This is a genomic window from Cellvibrio sp. UBA7671, from assembly GCA_002483145.1.
Taxonomy (GTDB): domain Bacteria; phylum Pseudomonadota; class Gammaproteobacteria; order Pseudomonadales; family Cellvibrionaceae; genus Cellvibrio; species Cellvibrio fibrivorans.
Genome location: DLHJ01000014.1, coordinates 681,091 through 699,907 on the forward strand (window position 1 = coordinate 681,091; position 18,817 = coordinate 699,907).

General features: G+C 45.6%; 25 protein-coding genes. 7 read left to right on the forward strand and 18 right to left on the reverse strand.

The annotated features are described in order from the left end of the window. Positions 1 to 7: 7 nt before the first annotated feature. From B4E62_RS14845 to B4E62_RS14875, 7 genes are all read right to left on the reverse strand, one after another. Positions 8 to 1,120 carry a DUF2586 domain-containing protein gene (locus B4E62_RS14845; protein ID WP_331352582.1) on the reverse strand — a complete coding sequence of 371 codons (1,113 nt, stop codon included), beginning with the start codon at positions 1,118 to 1,120 and terminating at the stop codon, positions 8 to 10. A 2-nt stretch (positions 1,121 to 1,122) separates the two neighbouring features. Next, positions 1,123 to 1,770 (reverse strand): hypothetical protein, encoded by a 648-nt coding sequence (locus B4E62_RS14850; RefSeq protein ID WP_331352583.1) that lies wholly within the window; start codon positions 1,768 to 1,770, stop codon positions 1,123 to 1,125. Further along, positions 1,751 to 2,242, reverse strand: coding sequence for a phage tail protein (locus B4E62_RS14855; RefSeq protein ID WP_331352584.1), 492 nt, complete (start codon positions 2,240 to 2,242; stop codon positions 1,751 to 1,753). The genes B4E62_RS14850 and B4E62_RS14855 overlap by 20 nt, the downstream gene beginning before the upstream one ends. After that, positions 2,243 to 2,707, reverse strand: coding sequence for a head completion/stabilization protein (locus tag B4E62_RS14860; protein WP_331352585.1), 465 nt, complete (start codon positions 2,705 to 2,707; stop codon positions 2,243 to 2,245). A gap of 102 nt (positions 2,708 to 2,809) precedes the next feature. Then, the gene (gpM, locus tag B4E62_RS14865; RefSeq protein WP_331352586.1) at positions 2,810 to 3,541 is read right to left on the reverse strand and encodes a phage terminase small subunit; all 732 of its coding nucleotides are present in this window, start codon (positions 3,539 to 3,541) and stop codon (positions 2,810 to 2,812) included. A gap of 89 nt (positions 3,542 to 3,630) precedes the next feature. Beyond that, a complete protein-coding gene (locus B4E62_RS14870) occupies positions 3,631 to 4,662 on the reverse strand; it encodes a phage major capsid protein, P2 family (RefSeq protein WP_331352587.1) in 1,032 nt (343 codons plus the stop codon). A 64-nt stretch (positions 4,663 to 4,726) separates the two neighbouring features. After that, positions 4,727 to 5,563, reverse strand: coding sequence for a GPO family capsid scaffolding protein (locus B4E62_RS14875; protein ID WP_331352588.1), 837 nt, complete (start codon positions 5,561 to 5,563; stop codon positions 4,727 to 4,729). Between the two features lie 189 nt (positions 5,564 to 5,752). Between B4E62_RS14875 and B4E62_RS14880 the strand changes: the two genes are divergently transcribed. The 3 genes from B4E62_RS14880 (at position 5,753) to B4E62_RS14890 (ending at position 8,890) form a co-directional block, all read left to right on the forward strand. Further along, positions 5,753 to 7,519 (forward strand): terminase large subunit domain-containing protein, encoded by a 1,767-nt coding sequence (locus B4E62_RS14880; protein ID WP_331352589.1) that lies wholly within the window; start codon positions 5,753 to 5,755, stop codon positions 7,517 to 7,519. Between the two features lie 7 nt (positions 7,520 to 7,526). Further along, positions 7,527 to 8,567 (forward strand): phage portal protein, encoded by a 1,041-nt coding sequence (locus B4E62_RS14885; protein WP_331352590.1) that lies wholly within the window; start codon positions 7,527 to 7,529, stop codon positions 8,565 to 8,567. 77 nt (positions 8,568 to 8,644) lie between these two features. Continuing rightward, positions 8,645 to 8,890 carry an ogr/Delta-like zinc finger family protein gene (locus tag B4E62_RS14890; protein WP_331352591.1) on the forward strand — a complete coding sequence of 82 codons (246 nt, stop codon included), beginning with the start codon at positions 8,645 to 8,647 and terminating at the stop codon, positions 8,888 to 8,890. 3 nt (positions 8,891 to 8,893) lie between these two features. Here B4E62_RS14890 and B4E62_RS14895 read toward each other — a convergent pair whose 3' ends face one another. Next, complete coding sequence (locus tag B4E62_RS14895) at positions 8,894 to 9,127, reverse strand: hypothetical protein (protein ID WP_331352592.1); 234 nt, start codon at positions 9,125 to 9,127, stop codon at positions 8,894 to 8,896. 442 nt (positions 9,128 to 9,569) lie between these two features. On the opposite strand from B4E62_RS14895, the gene B4E62_RS14900 reads away from it, so the two are divergent. Both B4E62_RS14900 and B4E62_RS14905 read left to right on the forward strand, forming a co-directional pair. After that, the gene (locus B4E62_RS14900) at positions 9,570 to 10,139 is read left to right on the forward strand and encodes a hypothetical protein (protein ID WP_331352593.1); all 570 of its coding nucleotides are present in this window, start codon (positions 9,570 to 9,572) and stop codon (positions 10,137 to 10,139) included. Between the two features lie 39 nt (positions 10,140 to 10,178). After that, positions 10,179 to 10,424, forward strand: coding sequence for a hypothetical protein (locus B4E62_RS14905; protein WP_331352594.1), 246 nt, complete (start codon positions 10,179 to 10,181; stop codon positions 10,422 to 10,424). Between the two features lie 395 nt (positions 10,425 to 10,819). Here the strand turns inward: B4E62_RS14905 and B4E62_RS14910 are convergent, their stop codons facing one another. From B4E62_RS14910 to B4E62_RS14955, 10 genes are all read right to left on the reverse strand, one after another. Continuing rightward, on the reverse strand, positions 10,820 to 11,047 hold the full coding sequence (locus tag B4E62_RS14910; RefSeq protein WP_331352595.1) for a hypothetical protein: 228 nt from the start codon (positions 11,045 to 11,047) through the stop codon (positions 10,820 to 10,822). Between the two features lie 13 nt (positions 11,048 to 11,060). Next, positions 11,061 to 11,261: a hypothetical protein gene (locus B4E62_RS14915; RefSeq protein ID WP_331352596.1), complete on the reverse strand. Its 201-nt coding sequence runs from the start codon at positions 11,259 to 11,261 to the stop codon at positions 11,061 to 11,063. Next, positions 11,261 to 11,506, reverse strand: coding sequence for a hypothetical protein (locus B4E62_RS14920; protein ID WP_331352597.1), 246 nt, complete (start codon positions 11,504 to 11,506; stop codon positions 11,261 to 11,263). Before B4E62_RS14920 ends, B4E62_RS14915 begins: the two co-directional genes overlap by 1 nt. Beyond that, complete coding sequence (locus tag B4E62_RS14925; RefSeq protein ID WP_331352598.1) at positions 11,503 to 11,793, reverse strand: hypothetical protein; 291 nt, start codon at positions 11,791 to 11,793, stop codon at positions 11,503 to 11,505. The genes B4E62_RS14920 and B4E62_RS14925 overlap by 4 nt, the downstream gene beginning before the upstream one ends. Next, a complete protein-coding gene (locus B4E62_RS14930; protein ID WP_331352599.1) occupies positions 11,777 to 12,001 on the reverse strand; it encodes a hypothetical protein in 225 nt (74 codons plus the stop codon). The genes B4E62_RS14925 and B4E62_RS14930 overlap by 17 nt, the downstream gene beginning before the upstream one ends. A 13-nt stretch (positions 12,002 to 12,014) precedes the next feature. Beyond that, positions 12,015 to 12,989 (reverse strand): hypothetical protein, encoded by a 975-nt coding sequence (locus B4E62_RS14935; RefSeq protein WP_331352600.1) that lies wholly within the window; start codon positions 12,987 to 12,989, stop codon positions 12,015 to 12,017. Between the two features lie 10 nt (positions 12,990 to 12,999). Beyond that, a complete protein-coding gene (locus tag B4E62_RS14940; RefSeq protein WP_331352601.1) occupies positions 13,000 to 13,476 on the reverse strand; it encodes a hypothetical protein in 477 nt (158 codons plus the stop codon). Then, positions 13,469 to 13,822 (reverse strand): hypothetical protein, encoded by a 354-nt coding sequence (locus B4E62_RS14945; RefSeq protein WP_331352602.1) that lies wholly within the window; start codon positions 13,820 to 13,822, stop codon positions 13,469 to 13,471. The genes B4E62_RS14940 and B4E62_RS14945 overlap by 8 nt, the downstream gene beginning before the upstream one ends. A gap of 304 nt (positions 13,823 to 14,126) precedes the next feature. After that, the gene (locus tag B4E62_RS14950; RefSeq protein ID WP_331352603.1) at positions 14,127 to 16,811 is read right to left on the reverse strand and encodes a toprim domain-containing protein; all 2,685 of its coding nucleotides are present in this window, start codon (positions 16,809 to 16,811) and stop codon (positions 14,127 to 14,129) included. Between the two features lie 22 nt (positions 16,812 to 16,833). Next, positions 16,834 to 17,040: a hypothetical protein gene (locus B4E62_RS14955; RefSeq protein WP_331352604.1), complete on the reverse strand. Its 207-nt coding sequence runs from the start codon at positions 17,038 to 17,040 to the stop codon at positions 16,834 to 16,836. A gap of 179 nt (positions 17,041 to 17,219) precedes the next feature. Between B4E62_RS14955 and B4E62_RS14960 the strand changes: the two genes are divergently transcribed. Next, complete coding sequence (locus tag B4E62_RS14960; RefSeq protein WP_331352605.1) at positions 17,220 to 17,519, forward strand: hypothetical protein; 300 nt, start codon at positions 17,220 to 17,222, stop codon at positions 17,517 to 17,519. Next, a complete protein-coding gene (locus tag B4E62_RS14965) occupies positions 17,519 to 18,589 on the forward strand; it encodes a phage integrase (RefSeq protein ID WP_331352606.1) in 1,071 nt (356 codons plus the stop codon). Before B4E62_RS14960 ends, B4E62_RS14965 begins: the two co-directional genes overlap by 1 nt. The last annotated feature ends 228 nt before the right edge of the window (positions 18,590 to 18,817 follow it).

Here is an 18,817-nt window from a genome sequence, read left to right on the forward strand (position 1 = left end):
GGCGGAATTAACCGCCGGTGCTGCTTAAATCCAAAATCAAATTGGCGGTGATCTCTTTGGGTGAATTCCATGGGCGCACTTTGATGTACACCTCAACCGCGTTTTGGCTTGGCCATACAATGGTGATGCTGTCGTCAGCCGGTGGGCGGATCTCGCCGGGGAATTGATCCCCTGCAAACACGGTGCTTTTGCTCATCTCGCGCAGTGGTCGCATGAAATAAGTTTTGTTGCTGGCGATTGAAATAGAGCTGTCATTCAAGCGGCGGTCTGCAATGCGGCGAATTGCCAAAATGCGAACAGCTCGGGCGGCCTTGTCGATCACGCGCAGGTTTTCTATCACTTGGTAATCACCGCCCGGCTCATCCAGCAAGTTGCAATCGCTCCAGAACATGCCGGGGTAGTCGGTGTACCACTGGGGCACGCTCAAGCGGTTCGCGTCCAACGTGGTTAAAACAGCCGCTGGCAGCGTTTGGCCGGTGCTGTCCACTGGTGCATCACCCAAGGCCAGCAGAGAGCCTGTAGAAACGCGCATAGGCGAATCAGCAATGCTTACAGCGCGGTTGCATAAACGGCCACACAACACGCCCAGATTGTTGCCATGCAGTTGGGGTACTGGTGATACACGGTAGGCGCTGATTCCGGCTGTAAGCGCAGCCTGTGCAGCGGTGTACTGCGCCCATGTTTGTGTGTCTGCATCGATGCCTGGTGTTGCAATCAGGATCGCTACACGGCGCGCTTGTTGGGTGCGGATGGCTTCAGCTTTGGTGAATGCCGCTGTGAAATCAGCTCCAGTGGCTACCGGCAAACACACAGCCACCAGTTCGGTGGATACAGTGAGGAAGGCCAAGTCCAACGCCTCACGCCAATCATCGTCTGCTGCGATTGGAGCGGCGTAGGCCTGCCAGTTCTCGCCGCCGTTGGCGCGGGCTGCAATCACTTGAGTTTTCAAATCGCTTGCGGCGGCACCCAGCAACACATCTAAATCGCTCTGTGTGTTTAGTGAGAGCACATCGCCCACACCGGTTGCACACACACCAATAAAAAGTGTTTTTCGCTCGACCTCAGGAAAGTTGCCTTGCCCCAAGTTGAGGTTGTTAACCGTTACTTTGCCCTGACCCATAGCTACACCCTTGAATGAATTGTGTTGTCAAAAACCTTGTTTACGAATGCGCCCACTTGCGCATTAGTCGCGCCTAAAAATGGGCGCCCTGGTACGGTTGTTACCCATGCCTTTTTCGGCTGTTCATCGCGCAGGATTGTTAGAATAAATCCCGCTTGTTTCTGTTTTAAATTTTCCTGAATCCACTTGAGCGATGGCTTGCGCCATTTCTTGCTGCCCTTCACGCGGATTTTGTAACCTTCATCGCGCAATGCCTTTGCTTGCTTTTTTGTTGCTGGCTCTTCGTAATGCGCGCTAATGCCTTTTTCTTTTGCAACAGCGGCGGCGGTCATTACTTTGGTTACGCCTTCATGCTGCTGGTAGGCAACGCTTCCGCGAAAACCTACATCCACAAAATCCGGCGTTACAAAGTTGGCCTGCACCTGCCGGGCTAAATGCCGCAACAGTTTTCTATCGTTACCGCGTTTGCGCGGTGCCCAAGAGCGGCCTTCTACATCGCGTTGCGCTTTTAAATTGCGGATGCTTTGCCGCTTAATTTCCCTGCCAAACCCGCCTAACAGTTGGCGGCGTTTGCGCGCGGGAAGTTTTAAAAGTTCAAGGCGCTTTTGTGCATCCAAGTGGCCAAAAAAATTAATTCGCAGGTCGCTCATATGGATGATCCGTTGGGCGCTGTTGCGTATCGCCTACGCCGACTTTGCTTGCATCGGTAATCACTGCCGGTGCAACGCTGTAGCGGTTGCCGCGATACAGGATTTTTCCGCTATCGTCCGGGACGATGGTAATGTCCTCATCAAACGAAATTTTTACCTGCACATCTGTAGTGCTGTCATCGAGCGGTGTTACATCCCATTCGGGCATCGGTAAGTCTTGTTCGGTTCGCTTACCATCGTTTTCCATCAACCAAATACTAACCATCACCAAAAAATCAGAGGCGTCCTGGCTGTATCGCTCAACATCAAAAACAGCGTCATAACGGAACCGGCAAATAACGTATCCATTGCCCTCTCGCTTGCCCGAGTATTCACTCGCACCGTTTTCCATCCAGTAATCAAATTGCTCTGCCGCAAATAATTTCTGGTTAATTAAAAATGTGGCAAGTGCCTGCATTTTTGCGAGTGCCATTTACAGCAGCTCCACGCTTACGTTTTCAGTTAACCCCAACAGGCGACGAATAGCGCGGCCAGATTGGGCAAGGTGATATTGGATTGTGTCGTCACCTTCTTTGGCTAGATTCTCTGCTTGTTCCCGGCGGTTGAGAGTGGCGAACGCCATCACTAACAAGCCCATAGCTCTGCAAAAAACTGCGCGTTTGTATTGCTCCACTTTTGTGAGCTCATCACCAATCATCGCGGCGTCTACTTGTTCCAGCATGGTGTGGCCCAGGGCGACCCATTCCGCTTTTTTCACAGCCAACTGCGCGTTGCAATCGCTAATAGCTAAACGGGTGTGGTGTTCAATCACATCGCTTTTGTATTCCGCTGGCACCCGGTAAAACCGTTGCAGCTCACCCAGTTTAATATCGGGGTAAAAACCGTCATTGGTTATTTCCGTGTTTAAAAACGTGTCTGGCTTGCCGGTGAAACTCATTACTACTACTCGCAATTAGACACTGAGCAAAACGGGTTTAGGTAAAGCGAACTTCGTTTACCGCCCCCGTTTGCCAGTGCTCTCGGGGAGAGACGTTTTCAGCTACTTAAATTCAGTAAGTGGCTTATTTAAGTTTTTCTGCACGCGGTGCAATGCACCTTTAACACCGTGTTTTTCAGGATTAGCCGCAACTGCTTTCAAAAAGTAGGATTCTGCTTTTTCATCATGCTTTTCTTTTTCTGCGTACAACGCCACTAGCTTGAACAGCATGCCCATTAACGCCCGTTCACTTACCAACCATTGGTTACTCTCGATGCGCTCAACAACTTGCGTAAGGTACGGCTCAGCGCTGTGGCCAGCTTTGAATTGTTCCAGCGCCCAATCGTGTACCTGCCGGGTGATGACAGATTCCAAATTGGCGGATTTAAAACGCTCGGGCATTTTTTGGTGTTGCGCGATGGCGTAATCAGCCCAGGTAATACCCTGTTCGATTTGGCCAGCATCCACCATCCAAATGGCAAACCACACCAGTGGTTCAAACGGATGCTGCGCGCCGCTTTCGCGGTAGTGCTCAATAATCGGTTGCCACTTTGGAATGAGTTGTTCTTTTTTCAGCGCAATTTTCTTTTTCACATCGGTGAGTGAATGCAATGCGTCTTGGTCTTGCTTCAGCGCAGCCATGAGCACATCTTGTGGATGACTGGCGGCAGGAATAATGATTGTGGTGTTGCTGTTTGCAGCCGCACCTGAATTATCGGCAGCAGATTGATCTGCAATTTTTGTTGCAGCGAGTGCGGCCAAACAGGCGGCCTTGTGTGCTTTTGCAAGTGACATAAATTGTGTTCCCCGAGCTTAAAAAACCCGCCCCGTAGAGCGGGATAATCAACGTGCTGCTTCCATGCACTCAGCCATGAAACTGATTGTTAAACCCAAACCCCGCCTTCTTTGATTTTGACGTTCGCAAATTCAAAACCGGCTGCGAGTTCTTCGTTTTCCACCACGTAGCAATCATTAACGCTGGTGTAATCTTCAATTCGATCACGCTTTGGATTGTCAATTGTTCTGCGGCGAACACTGCTGTCTTGGTAATACCAACTCAGGTTTGCATAAGTGGTAATAAACAAACCGCGTGATGGAAAACCGCTTGGTGTATCGGTTGGCATACCACCATAGGTTTTGGTTACCTTTTCATTTGCAATGCGCTCTTTTTCGCTAGGTGTTGAACCCTGTGCGTGATACAAAGCTGCTTTATCTGCTGCCAACAAATCAGAGCCAACCATCAGCACCAAATCATTGCGCTCGCGATAAATCGGATCGAGTTTTTGTTTTAAGTCGTGTGCGGCAGCATCCAAGTTGGGGTAGTCGCCACCCTCGCCGATGCGGATTTCACCAGCGACAGAACCTTCTTCCATCCACTGCGCACCGCCGTTGTATTCGCGCATGATTTGGAACCAACCCTTGTTAAGGTCTTCGCCGTTGGGGTTAGTCACTGGATTGGTAACAGCAGCAGCAGTAAGCCCATACCAGCCGCAGCGCACTCGCGCCATTGCCACCGCTTGGCGAACCCACTTTGCGTAGCGCTCTTGAAAGTCTGGGAACTTTGCCCAGGTGTCGATGGTTTTGTATTTGATGGCAATATCAACTTCCGTCTTGAAACACTCATAATCCTTGTCGCCAAGCACTAAAGGATCGATAGGTTCACGATCATTGGCACTTGTATCTGTGCGCTTACCCACCACCGGTGAAACTGAGCCGTAAACTTTTTCACCTTTCATTTCATCAACAGGAAAAACGTTGATTTTTTTCAGGAAGGTATCTTCCTCTACAATCTTGTCGTGCAGCGTTTGAGCTACTGTCGGTGTAACTGAGAAGGTTTCGGCTACGGACGCAACACCAAAGGTAGTTGCCATCGCAATACAAAACGCTAAATACTTTTGTTTACTGACTTCATTCATTTTGAAAATCTCGGTAATTGTTCTGATTAAAAACCGTTAAAAATAAAACTGATTGAGTTGGTGATTAGCAGATAACCGCGTTTTCGGCGCTGGCGCCATCACCGGCGGGATTTGTGCTTGGCACTGGGTTTTTCTTGGCGGCCTCAAAATCTTCGCTCAATTTGGTGAATTTATCGTTCAATTCATCGAATGACTTTTTGCTAACAAACTCTTCAGTTTGTGGCGCAGGTGATGGTTCAGTTTTTGGCACTGGGGCGGGTGCAGGCGCCGGGGCTGGGGCGGGTTGCGGTGTAAACTTACCGATCAGAGTTTCCAACAATTCGTTGGTTTTGTTTTGGGTTGTTGTCAGTTGGTTAAATTGTTTTTCGTCCATTGCGGTTTCCTGCTCGGTGTTAGTTGAAAGTTTGTCGCGGATACGATCAAAAATGCCTTTTTCCTCAGCGCTGGATAAATCCAATGCGTCACCCTGGATATGGAACTTTTCGGCGTTCTCGCTGAATTGCAGTTCAGTGGTGCCAAGGCTTGCGGGGTTGTCGGTAACGGCTAAACCGCCCAAGTAGTAAAATCCACGACCCGCAAAGTTTTTAAGCACTTCAATTGAGGTGTGAACAAGGCGGCCTTGTTGGTTGGCATAAACCAAATTGTCTGAGGGGGCGAGAATAGCCATTAAATGCACTTCGCCTTTTAATTGCGCGTCTGTTGCTGGCTCCACTTTCAGCGCAAGCACTTTGCCTTGTGAGCCATAATAGCGTTCGTGATTAGGCCAGATTTTTGCACTGTACAAACGTTCGCTATAATTAGAGGCCATATCTTCAAGCCACTTTTTTTCAATTTTTCGGCCATCGGTTGTTTCGCCACTGGTGGCAACAATTACCCAACCGGTTTTTAAATTTCTTGCCATGCAATCAACATCCAGTGAATTAAAAATAGTGAATTTATTCAGTGCGTGTTCAGCGAGTGATTGCAGAATATGTGTGTTTTGAACTCCCTTCAAAGACAAGAGGTTTTATAAATTTCTATACGCGAGATATAGAAATTATTAGAACTATCAGCACGATTTAAAAATAAAAATGCTGATTAAACTGGCGGCATGACAAAAGCCGCCAATCAAATTAAAGCCACTCCAGAAATTAGAGCCGCCGCACGCGGGCTTTATTTGCAGCACACTCCAATTTCAGTTATTGCTGAGCGCTTTGGCGTATCCGGCAGGACTGTGTACAACTGGCGTGACGAAGGTCAATGGGACAACTTAATCGCGGGCGTAAGCATTGAGCAGGCAATAAGCCGCCGCATTATTGATTTAGCAGCAAAAGAAAATAAAACCCCTGCCGAATTGGACGAAATGGACAGGCTGATTAATCAGCTTGAAAAAATGGCAAAGGTTCGCCAATTGGAGGCAAAGACAGCGGCGATACTAAAGGGTGAAGCCGCTAATGATAGCGGCGAACTAAAAACCCAGCGCACTGATAAGAAGAAAAAACAACAGATCAAGAATGATGTAAGCGAAATAACCGCCGAACGGTTAGAAGAAATTCGCAATGAATTGTTTTTTGGTTATCAGCATAAGTGGCATGAAAACAAAAGCCAGAAAACACGCTTTATTCTTAAATCACGTCAGATTGGTGCAACCTTCTATTTCGCCTGGGAAGCGTTCGAGGATGCAATTCTCACCGGCGATAACCAACTATTCTTAAGCGCCAGTAAAAACCAAGCGTTTGTGTTTAAAGCTTACATGATTGGTTTTGCGCATAAATACTTTGGCATTGAGTTAAAAGGCAGTGATTGCATCACGCTAAGCAACGGCGCCAACATTCGTTTTGTTTCCACCAATGGCCGCACCGCACAAAGTTACAACGGTCACCTGTATGTAGACGAAGTTTTCTGGATTCCGAATTTCCAAAAACTCAATGAAGTTGCCAGCGCCATGGCGTCACAGAAAAAGTGGCGACTAACTTATTTCTCTACACCGTCCCTAAAATCACATGGGGCTTACCCGATGTGGAGCGGCGAGAAATTCAACGAAGACAGAAAAAACAAAGTTGATTTTGACCTTAGCCATGAAGCACTTAAAGACGGCGCGCTAGGTGCAGATCGCATTTGGCGACACATCGTAACGGTGAAAGATGCGGAAAAATCTGGCTGCAAATTGTTTGATATTGAAGACCTTAAATTCCGCTACAGCGAAAGCTCTTTCAATACGCTATTTATGTGCGCGTTCATGGAAGCGGGACTATCCGTTTTCAAACTCGGGCAATTACTGGGCTGCGCTGTTGATAGCAATGTGGTTTGGGTTGATTTCAAAAAAGGCACCGTGCGGCCGTATGGCAATAACCCTGTTTGGCTTGGGTATGACCCGGCACGCCGCGGTGATAAATCTGCCGTTGTAATTGTCGCCCCGCCATTAGTGGAAGGCGGCAAATTTCGGGTGCTGGAAAACATCACGTTACGCGGTGCATGGCGGCACCAAGCCAATGAAATTAAAGCGCTCACCCAAAAATACAATATCGCCTTTATGGGTATTGACTGTACTGGACCAGGGCACGGCGTATTTGAGATGGTTCAAGTGTTTTTCCCCCGCGCCACACCAATTCATTACGGTTTAGACACCAAAACGAATCTGGTGCTAAAAGCACAAGACATTATTGAATCAGGGCGCATCGAGTGGGACGCGGAATTTACAGACATTCCGCAATCGTTTTTACAGATCACGCAAGAAACCACCAGCAGCGACCAAATAACCTATGCCGCTAACCGCAGTAGCGATACCGGCCACGCGGATTCCGCTTGGTCAATCATGCACGCAATAAGCAACGAACCTTTAACCGAACGCCGTAAATCCGGCGTAGCAATGGGCTAATAACGCGATGAGAAAACAACGACACAGAACTGCAACAGCACCCACAACGAAATTAGCCAGCGAACACAAGCAAAATGCCGCCACCATTTTTAAATTTGGTGAACCTGAACAAGTATTAAGTAATAGCCTAGCCGATTACCTTGGCGTGTTCGCGGGTGCCGGTAATTATTATGAGCCGCCAATATCACTAAAAGGCCTTGCTACAATCCTTGGCGCCAATGGGCACCACGGCACTATTCCACCCTTTCGCCGGGATCGTCTAATTCAGCACTATAAAACCAGTGATGTTATATCCGACTGGGATTTAGGCTGCGCCAACATCGACCATGATGTTTTTGGTAACTGCTACCTGCAACGAATTGAAAATGTTTTTGGTGAAACAATTCAGTTTAAACACCTGCCCGCTATTTCCATGCGCCGCATGACCAAGGCCGACACCTATTGCCAGCTGCAAAAAAATGGCAAAGAACCGATTGAGTTCAAGCCAGGCGAAGTGGTTCACCTGAAAGAATACGATGTGCGCCAAAGCATTTACGGCATTCCGCAATACTTCGGCGGCATTAATTCTGTGATGCTCAGTGAAGACGCCACCCTATTCCGCCGCAAGTATTATGTGAACGGCGCGCACATGGGCTACATCCTTTACACCAGCGATTCATCACTCGACCCTAAGGATGAAGACGCGATTAAAAAAGCAGTGAAGGAATCCAAGGGTGTGGGTAATTTCCGCAGCTTGTATTTGAATATCCCGAACGGGAAAAAAGACTCAGTGCAATTGATCCCTGTGGGTGACATTGCCACTAAAGATGAGTTCGAGCGCATCAAAAACACGACACGTGCAGACGTTCTGGCGATGTGGAGAATGCAGCCTGCCCTGTGTGGAGCAATACCAGAAAATGTGGGCGGCTTTGGTGATATTTGGAAAATTGCTGAAGTGTATTTTGAATATGAAACAGTGCCCATGCAGGACAGATTTTTGCAGCTTAACCAGTTCTTAAAACCAGCTCGGCGTATTGAGTTTGGCAAGCCAGAATCAAGGGCGGCGTGATGCGCTTGGTTACTGCAAAATACCGTACAAATGTTATACTTCTGCCGCGCACAAATTTATTTCGCGGGGAAGATCAAATGATTCTGATTAAATGCAAAGTGTGTAAGGGAAAGGCAATTGTTCAGGCTAGAAAAGAGCTAGATGTAACAATGAGCCAACTTTATTGCAGTTGCAAAGATCCAGAGTGCGGCCATACGTTTGTGATGGATTTGTGTTTTAGCCATACCCTTTCACCTAGCGCGCAACAACACAAAGATGTGGTAGTAAGCTTTTTGCGCGCCCTGCCGGACACAGAGCGGCAAATGATGCTTGCATCACTCTAACGATTAAGCCGCCCGAACCGGGGCGGCAACCCCATGTAATTCCGCTACGCATTCAATCGCCCCCTCTGCTTTTTTTAAATGTTTATTTTGCCACTCCAACACCACCCATAAACCTTCCGCTTCATTTGCCGAAAGCTCGCCTGCTGAAATGCGAGTACAGACCCCCTGTATCAAATTGTTTACCGACCTCACTTGGTGAAGACATTCAAGCGCATTATAAATTTTAGTTTCCATCATAAAACTCCGTATGGTTTTTTCAGGCGTAAAAACACCTGCAATAGAATTGCATAGCTGTTAGTTAACAATATTGAAGAACGAGAATGGACTTCAGCGGATTGCCCGCCACAAATATTCGTAGTTGCTCTGCAACTGCAGTGGGTACGACAAAGCAGGCGTCGCATTACCAATGCAAAACGGCAAAAACCGATCCCCCATAGAGCAAGACCGTTAAACAAGATTAGGGAGACAACAGAATTATGTCAACGCATTTTTGTGACGCAGCACCCCTAATAAATTGCAACAGCGTATTGCAATTCAATCGAAAATTTATTTCGTGCAGATTAATCTCAACAATTTGTAGTCAATTTCTCACAAATAAATGGATGATTTCCTACAGACACATCTAACCTCAAAAGGTACTGTGCTCGGCAATTTACCAAAAATTTAAGCGAGGCAGAACATGAAGTGGTGGGAAAAGACAATAGAATATCTCTTTATTATTAATGGCGTTAAAAATCGAAAATTAAATCTTTCGCCGCTTGATGGTAACCACGAATTGGCAGGAGACTTAATCGCAGCACACGATGCAAAGTTTTTTTTAATCGAGTTTAAGTCACAATACTCAGCAATAATTTCGGAACACGAGAAGTTTTATCGATTTGAACTTGCGAAACGGTCATTAGAAAACAGAGACGGCCATCATTTTGTTGTTTATGGTGAACTCTCAGAATCAAACCCTTGCACTTTGAAATTGAATGCTCAAACATACTTTTCTCAAATTGAAAAACCTATCGATGATATTTTCATTAGTGGTATAGACGGAAGTAATTTTAAAGCTTATCTGCAAGAGTATATTGATTTTAAGATTCCGCCTATTAGCGGATCAGGTGGAGGACGGTCTTTAAATTTTGGAATGGTAGCTGCAGTGGACACCAAAACAGGTAGCGCAAGCACAATGAGCCTTGATGAGTTCATGATTAACTTAAGCCTCACCAAAAATCACACAAAAACTTTTTCCATGGGCATGTAATTAATACCCAATATAAAAATATATCAAAGGGATCTGATAATGATTATTGTGCCAATCTTAGAAAGCCCGTATCGTAAAATAAATTTTTATATGTTTATTGACGCCAAGGGATTGTTAATCACCTCCTTTTTCCAAGTTATAGCAAAACCAGATATCAGTTTAGGGTGCTTCGACACTTTCGATGAAGCATCAGAACTGCTTAACTATTCTCATCTGTTTGATGGAACACTAATTGAAAAACCTGAATCCTTTTTTATAGGTACTACTGAGAGTTTACAGCTTTAATAGCTGATGCCTCAAACACCTGAACCACATTAAAAACAATAAAGGGCGACCAATTGGCCGCCCTCTTTTAATCCCAAAAATTATTGCACTTGTAATACACCTCGACACTTGGACACGCTGTTTTGTGCCCGTAGTACAACAGAAAAATAAAACTCAGCAACAACACAATCCCGACCACATTTAGCACTTGATTAAATTTGCCTTTCATAATTCACCTATTTTTTGCAAACACTTTCTTGCCTTCAATTTCACACGTAACCTTTGAATCTTTTGTAGCAATTTGTGTTACGCATTTAGTTTCGTTGGCAAGATTGATGATTGGCATAGTGTTGCAGCCGGATAAAAAAACGCATACCAATGCAAAATAGATTTTCGGTTTCATTGAAAGAACCTCATTAATTGAATATTTTGTATTTACTAATTCCGTTAAGATTTTCTTCCAATGTGTGAAGATTTACTTGATCGGGAGGAACACATAGAACACTTGCGGCCAACCGACGAGCAGCAATAATTGGAGCAGCTGTACTACTCATCCGCTCGCCATCGATACGAGCCGCATAGGTAGAACCGTTCCAGCGAACCGTGATTACATTACTATCTTGCTTTGCTTTGTGATGTGCCATTGTTAATTACCTTTTAGTTCTGACTTAGCCGGTAACGCGCGCCGGATTCCGGCAGGTAGCGAACGCGATCATTTACTATTTTTCGCTCTACCAATTTTGCACGCACTAACTTGTTCATTGTTTGGCGGGAGGTTTGCAACTGGTGTTGCGAAATCCACCCTACCCCTGTTAATTTTTCCAATACAATTTTGTCATGCTGGCTTAGCTGCATCATTACTCCTTGGGTAGTGGCACTACTGGAATAACCCAATAGTTTTTAAAACCAATCAACCAAACGCCTGTGTAAATAATTGAAAGAAAAACTATTCCCCACTGGTTTGATTCAATCGCAGAATAGAACCAAAATGGCTGGCTGATTAATCCAAAAATACAAGCGTACTTTTTACGGTTTTCATTTGCTTGTTGAGTTAACCACGCGGCCAGCACACCAAAAAATACAATTCCTATTTGTGAAATCACTTCGCCACCGCCTTTGATTTACGCTCACGCTTTGGCGCCGCTTGTTTTTTGGTTACCGAAGGTTGCACCCCTTCAACACGTTTTTTTAATTCACCGATAAATATTTTGCCTTTGGTGACGGCTTCCGCTTCAGTACCTACACACGCACTTCCAAGGTAATGACCGCGGCACACAGGCCGCCACCCTTCCCCCTTTTCACTTTTGCCGCGTATGGCACGCACCTCACCGGTTTTAATTTTTTCGTAAAAGGCCTTCTCACCAGCGCTTACATTAGGTATTGGGTTCATCGCGTCTGTCCTCTAATTGAAAATTATGTTTCTTGCAAAAATCGGCAAGGTGTTCAGGTGATGGGAATCGCAAGCCAACGCAGTTGCCGTCATCGAACGTAAAACACAGCAGTGGTGTGGATAGCCCTTGGCGCTGTTGCTCGGCGCATTGCTCTATTACCGCGCTCACAAGAAAATCGTTAAATCTGAATTGAGAAAAAGCACTCATCCCCCTTACCCCCTTATGCAATTACTGCTTGAACTAGTTGATATTGTTTGCCTTCACGCCGAACCTTGTTTTGCTCTACCAAATATTCCAGAACCTTTTTGGCGGTTTGGTGCCGCACATTTCCTTCGTTAATTATTCGCCTCACTGCGGGTGGTTGACCGAACTCACCACCTAATATTTTTTGCGCTAATTCGTTTTCATTTGGCGTTAACTCTGCGCACACTAACGGCGGCTCTTTTGGTTTTTGATTTACAACGGGCACACGTGAAGGCTCTTTTTTTGTTTCTGTGTTTATGGTTAGCTCGCCCCAAATTCGATTTGATTCCGGCTTGGATTTTTTACCCATGCCGCCCAGGGCGAGAAGGCCAGCGATTGCGCAAATATCGACAATTACCGCTAGGCCTATAAATGTGCTTTGGCGAATGGCTTCTGGCGATACACCCAAAGGTATTGCCAGTACAGAGAAAAGCGATTGTGCGTTGCCCTGTGCGGTTTCGCGGTAGCCTTTAATTTCTGCTAGTGCCGCATCGCGTTGTTGTTCGAGGATTTTTACATCCTTCGCGGTTTGTATTGCGCGGGTGCGGTAGCTGCCTTGTGCGTCTGCTGCAACCAAATTGTTTAACGAATCAATCTGCTGTTGCAGGCTGTTTAGTTGTTGTTTTTTGGTTTGATACTCAAGGCTGTTTTGTTGCGCTGATTGTGTTTGCTGGTTGTAGGCGTTTTCTAAAAAACCTGTGGTAGCAGCAACGGATATTGCAACTAACACCACTCCGATAATTAACAACAATGCGCCCCCGGCGTTACGCTTTTTGAGGTAGTAAACACCTGCTGGAAAAAATGAATACTTGCAGGCTTCTAATGCAGTGGCGGTAACAGCGGCCAGCAGTTTTCCGGTTTGGTCAGTCGGCATTGAAGACCAGAACAAAACGGTGCTGGCCAGTGTGACCATGCAAAGTAAAAGTGTTGATAATGCGATTGTGAATTTCATCCCTAACACCTCACACACGCGGTTCATAAAAGGATTGAAGAATTTTTTGTGCTTCAGCCAAATCTGATAGCGCCTCACTGCGCAACAAGTCGTTTACGTGTCCAGAACGTAAACAATTGCGACCGAGAATTACAGCATTGCGGATTTTTTCGATTTGCTTTTCATGCAAAGTGATAGTGCTGCGGCGAGTAATTTTTTTTGATTCCGGTGCAGTCGAGATCACGGTTGCGTCCCGATTAGTTGCCGCATCTAAGCCAATAAATGCTGGTGGTGTATCTCCATTATCGATGGCGAGAAATATGCCGTTGTTGGTTGGCATTTTTTGCATGGTTTGATCCTCTTCGTGTGCAATGATTTGGTTGATTAACAGGGTTTTAAAAACATGGTTGGCCTGCACTTCTGCCCAGGGCACGTATTGGTTTACGGCTGGGGTTTCGTCGTAGGCTTTTTTCAATTCCGCTTCGGTCACATCACTTGATTTACGCATGGGCTTTACTCCCCTTCACGGTTTTAAATTTGCGTTGGCGGACTGCTTTCATTTCCAAGCGCATTGCTTCGATGTGCTGGCGCACTTCGCGCATCTCTTCGGGCTGCATTTGCGCAATGGTTTCTTCAATCTGAAAGTGCGTGCAGTAGGTCAATAACCACCACGCCTCACAGCGGCGCAGGCGGCTGTGAAAATCTTCTGTTTGCAGTTCTGGCTGACCGGCAATGAACGCCTCGCGCTCGGCCTTGGGCTTTTTGGTGAATAGCTCCCATGCCATGCAATCAGCGCGGAACCACTGCCCTCTCGGGTCAACTGGATCGGTTAAAAAGTGGGGCAAATTGCTCATGAGATTTCCTCTTTTTAAAACCCTGTTAGGGGGGGTAACCCTAAAACCGTTAATTTCGTTAATTTCGTTAATCGCCAGTAACCACGCGGGTTTCAGGAGAACCACTTTCAAAAGCAGCGTTAATTTGGTGTTAATTTCAGTACATCGATTTGTTAACAGTGATTAACAGACGATTAACACTTGAAAAACTTGTAAACCATTGATACAGAAGACAAATAAAACAAATTAACGTAATTAACGGTTTACACTGGATACCACCTATGTTTTTAATGCCCTTTATACAAAGACAAAAAAAACAGTAAAATCAAAGGCTTGGAAGATTTGCGGGTTTTTCAAATACCCAGCACCGCTTTTGGCTCTTGGTGATGCGTGATGAAACGTGTTTGTCGGCCACGAACTTATAAAAACTGCTCGTTTTGAGAACTTCCTTAAGGTCAGCGATTGAGGCAGTTTCTTGCCCACGCTTGCGACAGTGTTCGTAGTACTCATTCAGGTTGATGGCGATCAGCTGTTTGTTGAGAGAGTGATTTAGCTTCTCGTTGGGGACTTCAGTTTCGTTTTTGGCTTCATCGATCAGCGTCATTACCTGATCATTCAGGTGGTGATAGTTTTCCCAGAATTGGAGAACTAGCGGATGATCTTCGGTCAGTCGGCGTTGACGCTCTTTGGCGCGGCCTACAACGTGTGCTAATGCCTGGTCCAACACTGACTTATGTAAGTTGTCGAACAGTACCGTCAACGCTTCAACAGCGGCCATCAGTTGAGCGTGGCAATCAATTACACGTTGGTTTTTAATGCCAGTGGTTTTAGTGAGGATCTGCCGGTGGTAATCAAACGCTGAAAAAAACTTGGCCAAGAATTCTTTTTCATGGGTTAGCGCTAAGTGCAGGTAACCAGCCAGCTCACGCACAGGCATTGTTTTTAACCGATCTGCTATTTCACGGTTTTCAATTTTTTTATGGGCGGTGGTGCAATGCAGGTGGGTTATGCGAGTCATGATTGGCTCGCTGCCTTGAACGCTGGCATTCTGGGTAATGACTAACGCACCACGAAAAATACTGTCATTGGTTTGGTTGTCATTGGTTTTAACGCCACGGCTCATTAATATGCCGTCGAGGTCAAAGATGTTTTTAAAATCATCCCAATCAACTGACTTTGATGGGCGCCCACCTTTACCCGGCATTGACTCCCTGTCGCTCTCTACCAGCACTACAGGTAAGTTGCTTAACTGCGACAAGGCGCGACCGCGTGATGACTCAGACGTTTTTAATATGTCGATACCTTCGTAATTTTCACGGCCTAACAATCTCCAGATAAAGCGAATCAGCGTTGATTTACCGGATTGCGCTTGCCCTGTTAATTCAAGGAATGGGAATTGCTGGTGCACTTCCTTAATTTGACGAACAAACAATGCAGCTGTTACATAGCCAAGCGCACACAAACCATTAAGATCAAAAATTTTAATGAAGTCGGGCAATATGTTTTTGTCGAATTTTTCGCTATGAATAAAGTTGACGCCGACGAGCGATGTTTTTAATTGGCAATCTTTAAAATCCACATAGCCGTGCTTGTTTACTTTTACGCATTTGCCATCTTTATATCCTGCCTCGGGGAATACATAAGCGCGGCTGGTTTCGTCATAGCCAATAAATTGAACTGTTTCTACCGTTACAGAATTTTTACTGCGCCACATTTTTCTGAGCATGGTGAGATCCCCTTTATTGCCCGTAAATTCGAGCCAAGTCATTTGGTTTAACAGAGTTAGGGTGAATCGTTCCGGGTTGCTCAGCCCATTGGCTGAAAATTCCAGATGGTTTCCTTTTGGAAATTCTTTTGTATAGGCAGTGAAAATATACTTGCGCTCTTTTGTATATTTATCTGCTTCGGCGTGGTTGTATTGCAGTTCGCCGTTAAGAATTTGATCGATTGACACATTGTTGATAAACGTGTCTTTATCGTCGTAGAAGTTTATTTTTCCATCCCCTATCAGCTCATCAATTTTTGATTTGTGAACTTCACAGGCATAGGTATTTTTATTGAAGTAAATAATTTTGTACTGAAATTCCTTCCAGCAATATGCCGCAAACGCTTTCTCTTTTGCGCTTGTAGCTGCCAACATTCTTCCGCGCCACTTACAGTCTGCGAGATATTTATCATCGAGCATTCCAGCGCGGTATAAATCATCCCAATCCATATCGGGCGAATGAGGGGCACAAATACGCGCCGCTTCGCCAAGCTCGTTGATTAACTTTAAATATTTTAAGGATGCACTTTCACCCGCAAGGCCAGCGTCATACGACACGCACCAGGTGATGCGCTTGTTTAGATTGGCCTTGATTAAATCACTTGGGTAACTGCTGGTGGAGAATGCTGCTACTGCTTTGTAGCCAGCCAAATAAAATGCGATAGCGTGGAAAATACCTTCAACAATATGAATGTAATCGCCTTCGTTAATTTCCATTCCCGGAGGCGCCCAATGCTTTCCGGTGTAAGTAATTCCATATTTAAAGTCGGCCTTTATTGGCTTACCTTTTTTCTTGGTGTGTTTTACAAAATCTCTTTCGTTTATTAATCGATCCCACCAAAAACCATCCCACAACATGAATCGCACAGTTACACCAAGGCTTCCGTCATCCAACAACACGGAACCTTGTTCAAACCACTGTTCAGTTTTTATTAAGTCAAAGCCCCGCATGCTCATGTAAGCCTTAGCAGTTGCATTCGGGTCTTCTGGTGATGCTGGGAATTTGTCTTCGAGGTTTTCCCACAACTCGCTGTAGCGGCTGCGTGTGGTTTCGTAATAACCACAACTGCTACCGGTATGGCTGCAGGAAAGGCGGTAAGGCTTTTGAATTCCGATAAAAACAGTTGGGCGTTTGCAATCAGGGCACATCAGGCCGCTGATAAATTTATTATTTTCTTTGTTGCTTCTGTATTGCAGTTGGCTGTCCTTTCGGATTGCATCTAATACGTGGTCGTCAAAGTTCATGCGTGTAGCTCCAGCTGCTTTTTTATTCGCCAGTGTGGTTCGTCATGTTTTCAAGGCACTCAGCTGTAAGTGCCGCGATGTTGATTAAGCGATGCCGACCACGCTTAACAGTTGGAAGTGCCTTTGAATAAATCATTCCTCTGATGGTTTCTTCGGTAAGCCCAACCTTTTTTGCAAACATTTCTTTAGTCATAACGGGAGATTCAATTGCCACGTTTGTATTGATCATTTTTTGCCCCTATTAGGTAATTTGTATGGGTAATATCTACCTATACAAATAGCTTGTCAATAGTATGTGTGACAGATAGTGAAGTATTGTGATGCAATGTGAGCATGTAATATTTACTTGCACATAGTGCATAACATGCGTTCAAAGCCCCTTAACTTACCCCTGTAGAGGTGATTGGAATGGTTGATTCACCAGGTAAAAGACTTAAAGCAGCACGGATATTGATGGGGCTTACACGGGGGAAATTTGCCACCCTTACTGGGCTTGAATATTTGAGACTGACCAACGTGGAAAGGGGAAATGCTCGGATGTATGTTGATGATGTCATCACCATTGCAAACACTTTTCCCGAACTGACTGATTGGATTATTTTTTCTAAGCCTCTCGACTCAGAAGCGATAAAGAAAAGTGAAAACCAATACATGAAAATTCTGTTTGCAAACTATGAGGTTAGTGGTTTGCCTGAGGCTGACGAGTAATGGCAGTAACGGCAAAGGACAAGGTTAGGCAGGTTGAACCTGGTATTTGGAAGCTGACTGATGATCGGTTTTATGTGGAGATTCGCCCCGGTGGCAGGGATGGGAAAAAAGTAAAAAAGACCCTGGATAAACTTGATGATGCTCGCAAGTTCAAAACTAACGAATTTGCAAAAGCACACGCGGGGGATTCGCCATTAACACCCAGCGCCAACACCCTGCGGATGAGTGATTTAGTCGAGGAATGGTACAAGTTGCACGGTTATTCCTTGAAGGACGGCCTTGGGCGCAAGGGGGTTTTGTTATTTGACTGCGAGCTGATGGGTAATCCCATTGCAAGTAAATTTACAGCTGAAGATTTTGTTATTTTTCGCAAGAGCCGCCTTGAAACACCGACCGGACAAAACACTGGGAAAATGATTACAGCGAATACTGTTAATCACTCGCAAGCCTATTTTTGCGCGGTATTTAATACGTTGATCAAGTTGGGTAAGTGGAACCTCCCTAACCCGTTACACAAGCTGCAAAAACTGAAAATTGATGAGCCTGATTTGTGTTTTTTGGATAAGGCACAAATTAAATCTTTATTGAGTGAACTGAAGCTATCAAACACACCCGATATGTACATCATCGCTAAAATTTGCCTTTCCACTGGCGCACGCTGGGGTGAAGCCGCAAGTCTGAAAGCAACTCATGTGAAGGGCAATAAAATCCACTACAGCAAAACAAAGAGTGGTAAAGCGAGGTCAATACCCATCACCACGGAGCTGCAAGAAGAAATTCTGACAGGACGGCCTAAAAGCGGTCTACTTTTTAATCAAAAGAACCATCGGCACGGTTTTGAAGATGCAGTTGCCAGAGCTGGGATAAAGCTGCCTGATGGGCAAATGACGCATGTTTTAAGGCATACATTTGCCAGTCATTTCATGATTAACGATGGAAACATTTTGAAGCTGAAGGAGATACTGGGGCATAGCACTTTGGATATGACAATCCGGTACGCAAAATTGGCGCCTAGCCACCTTTCCCAAGCAGTTACTCACAACCCTATCGCCACGTTGTTGACCAGTTGAGGGGGCACACGGGGGGCGCACTTTCATGAAATACAGTGATTTACTGTGATTAAATCGCTCGCAAAGGCCGCCGAATATCACTGTATTGCACACCATTGCAGCCTGCACCGGATTCAAAATCCGGCGCCCTTAAAGCGTGTCGGTTCGAGTCCGACCACTGGCACCAAATCCGAAAGGGGCTTACAGCAATGTAAGCCCCTTTTTTTGCTTTATATCTACAACCTGTGG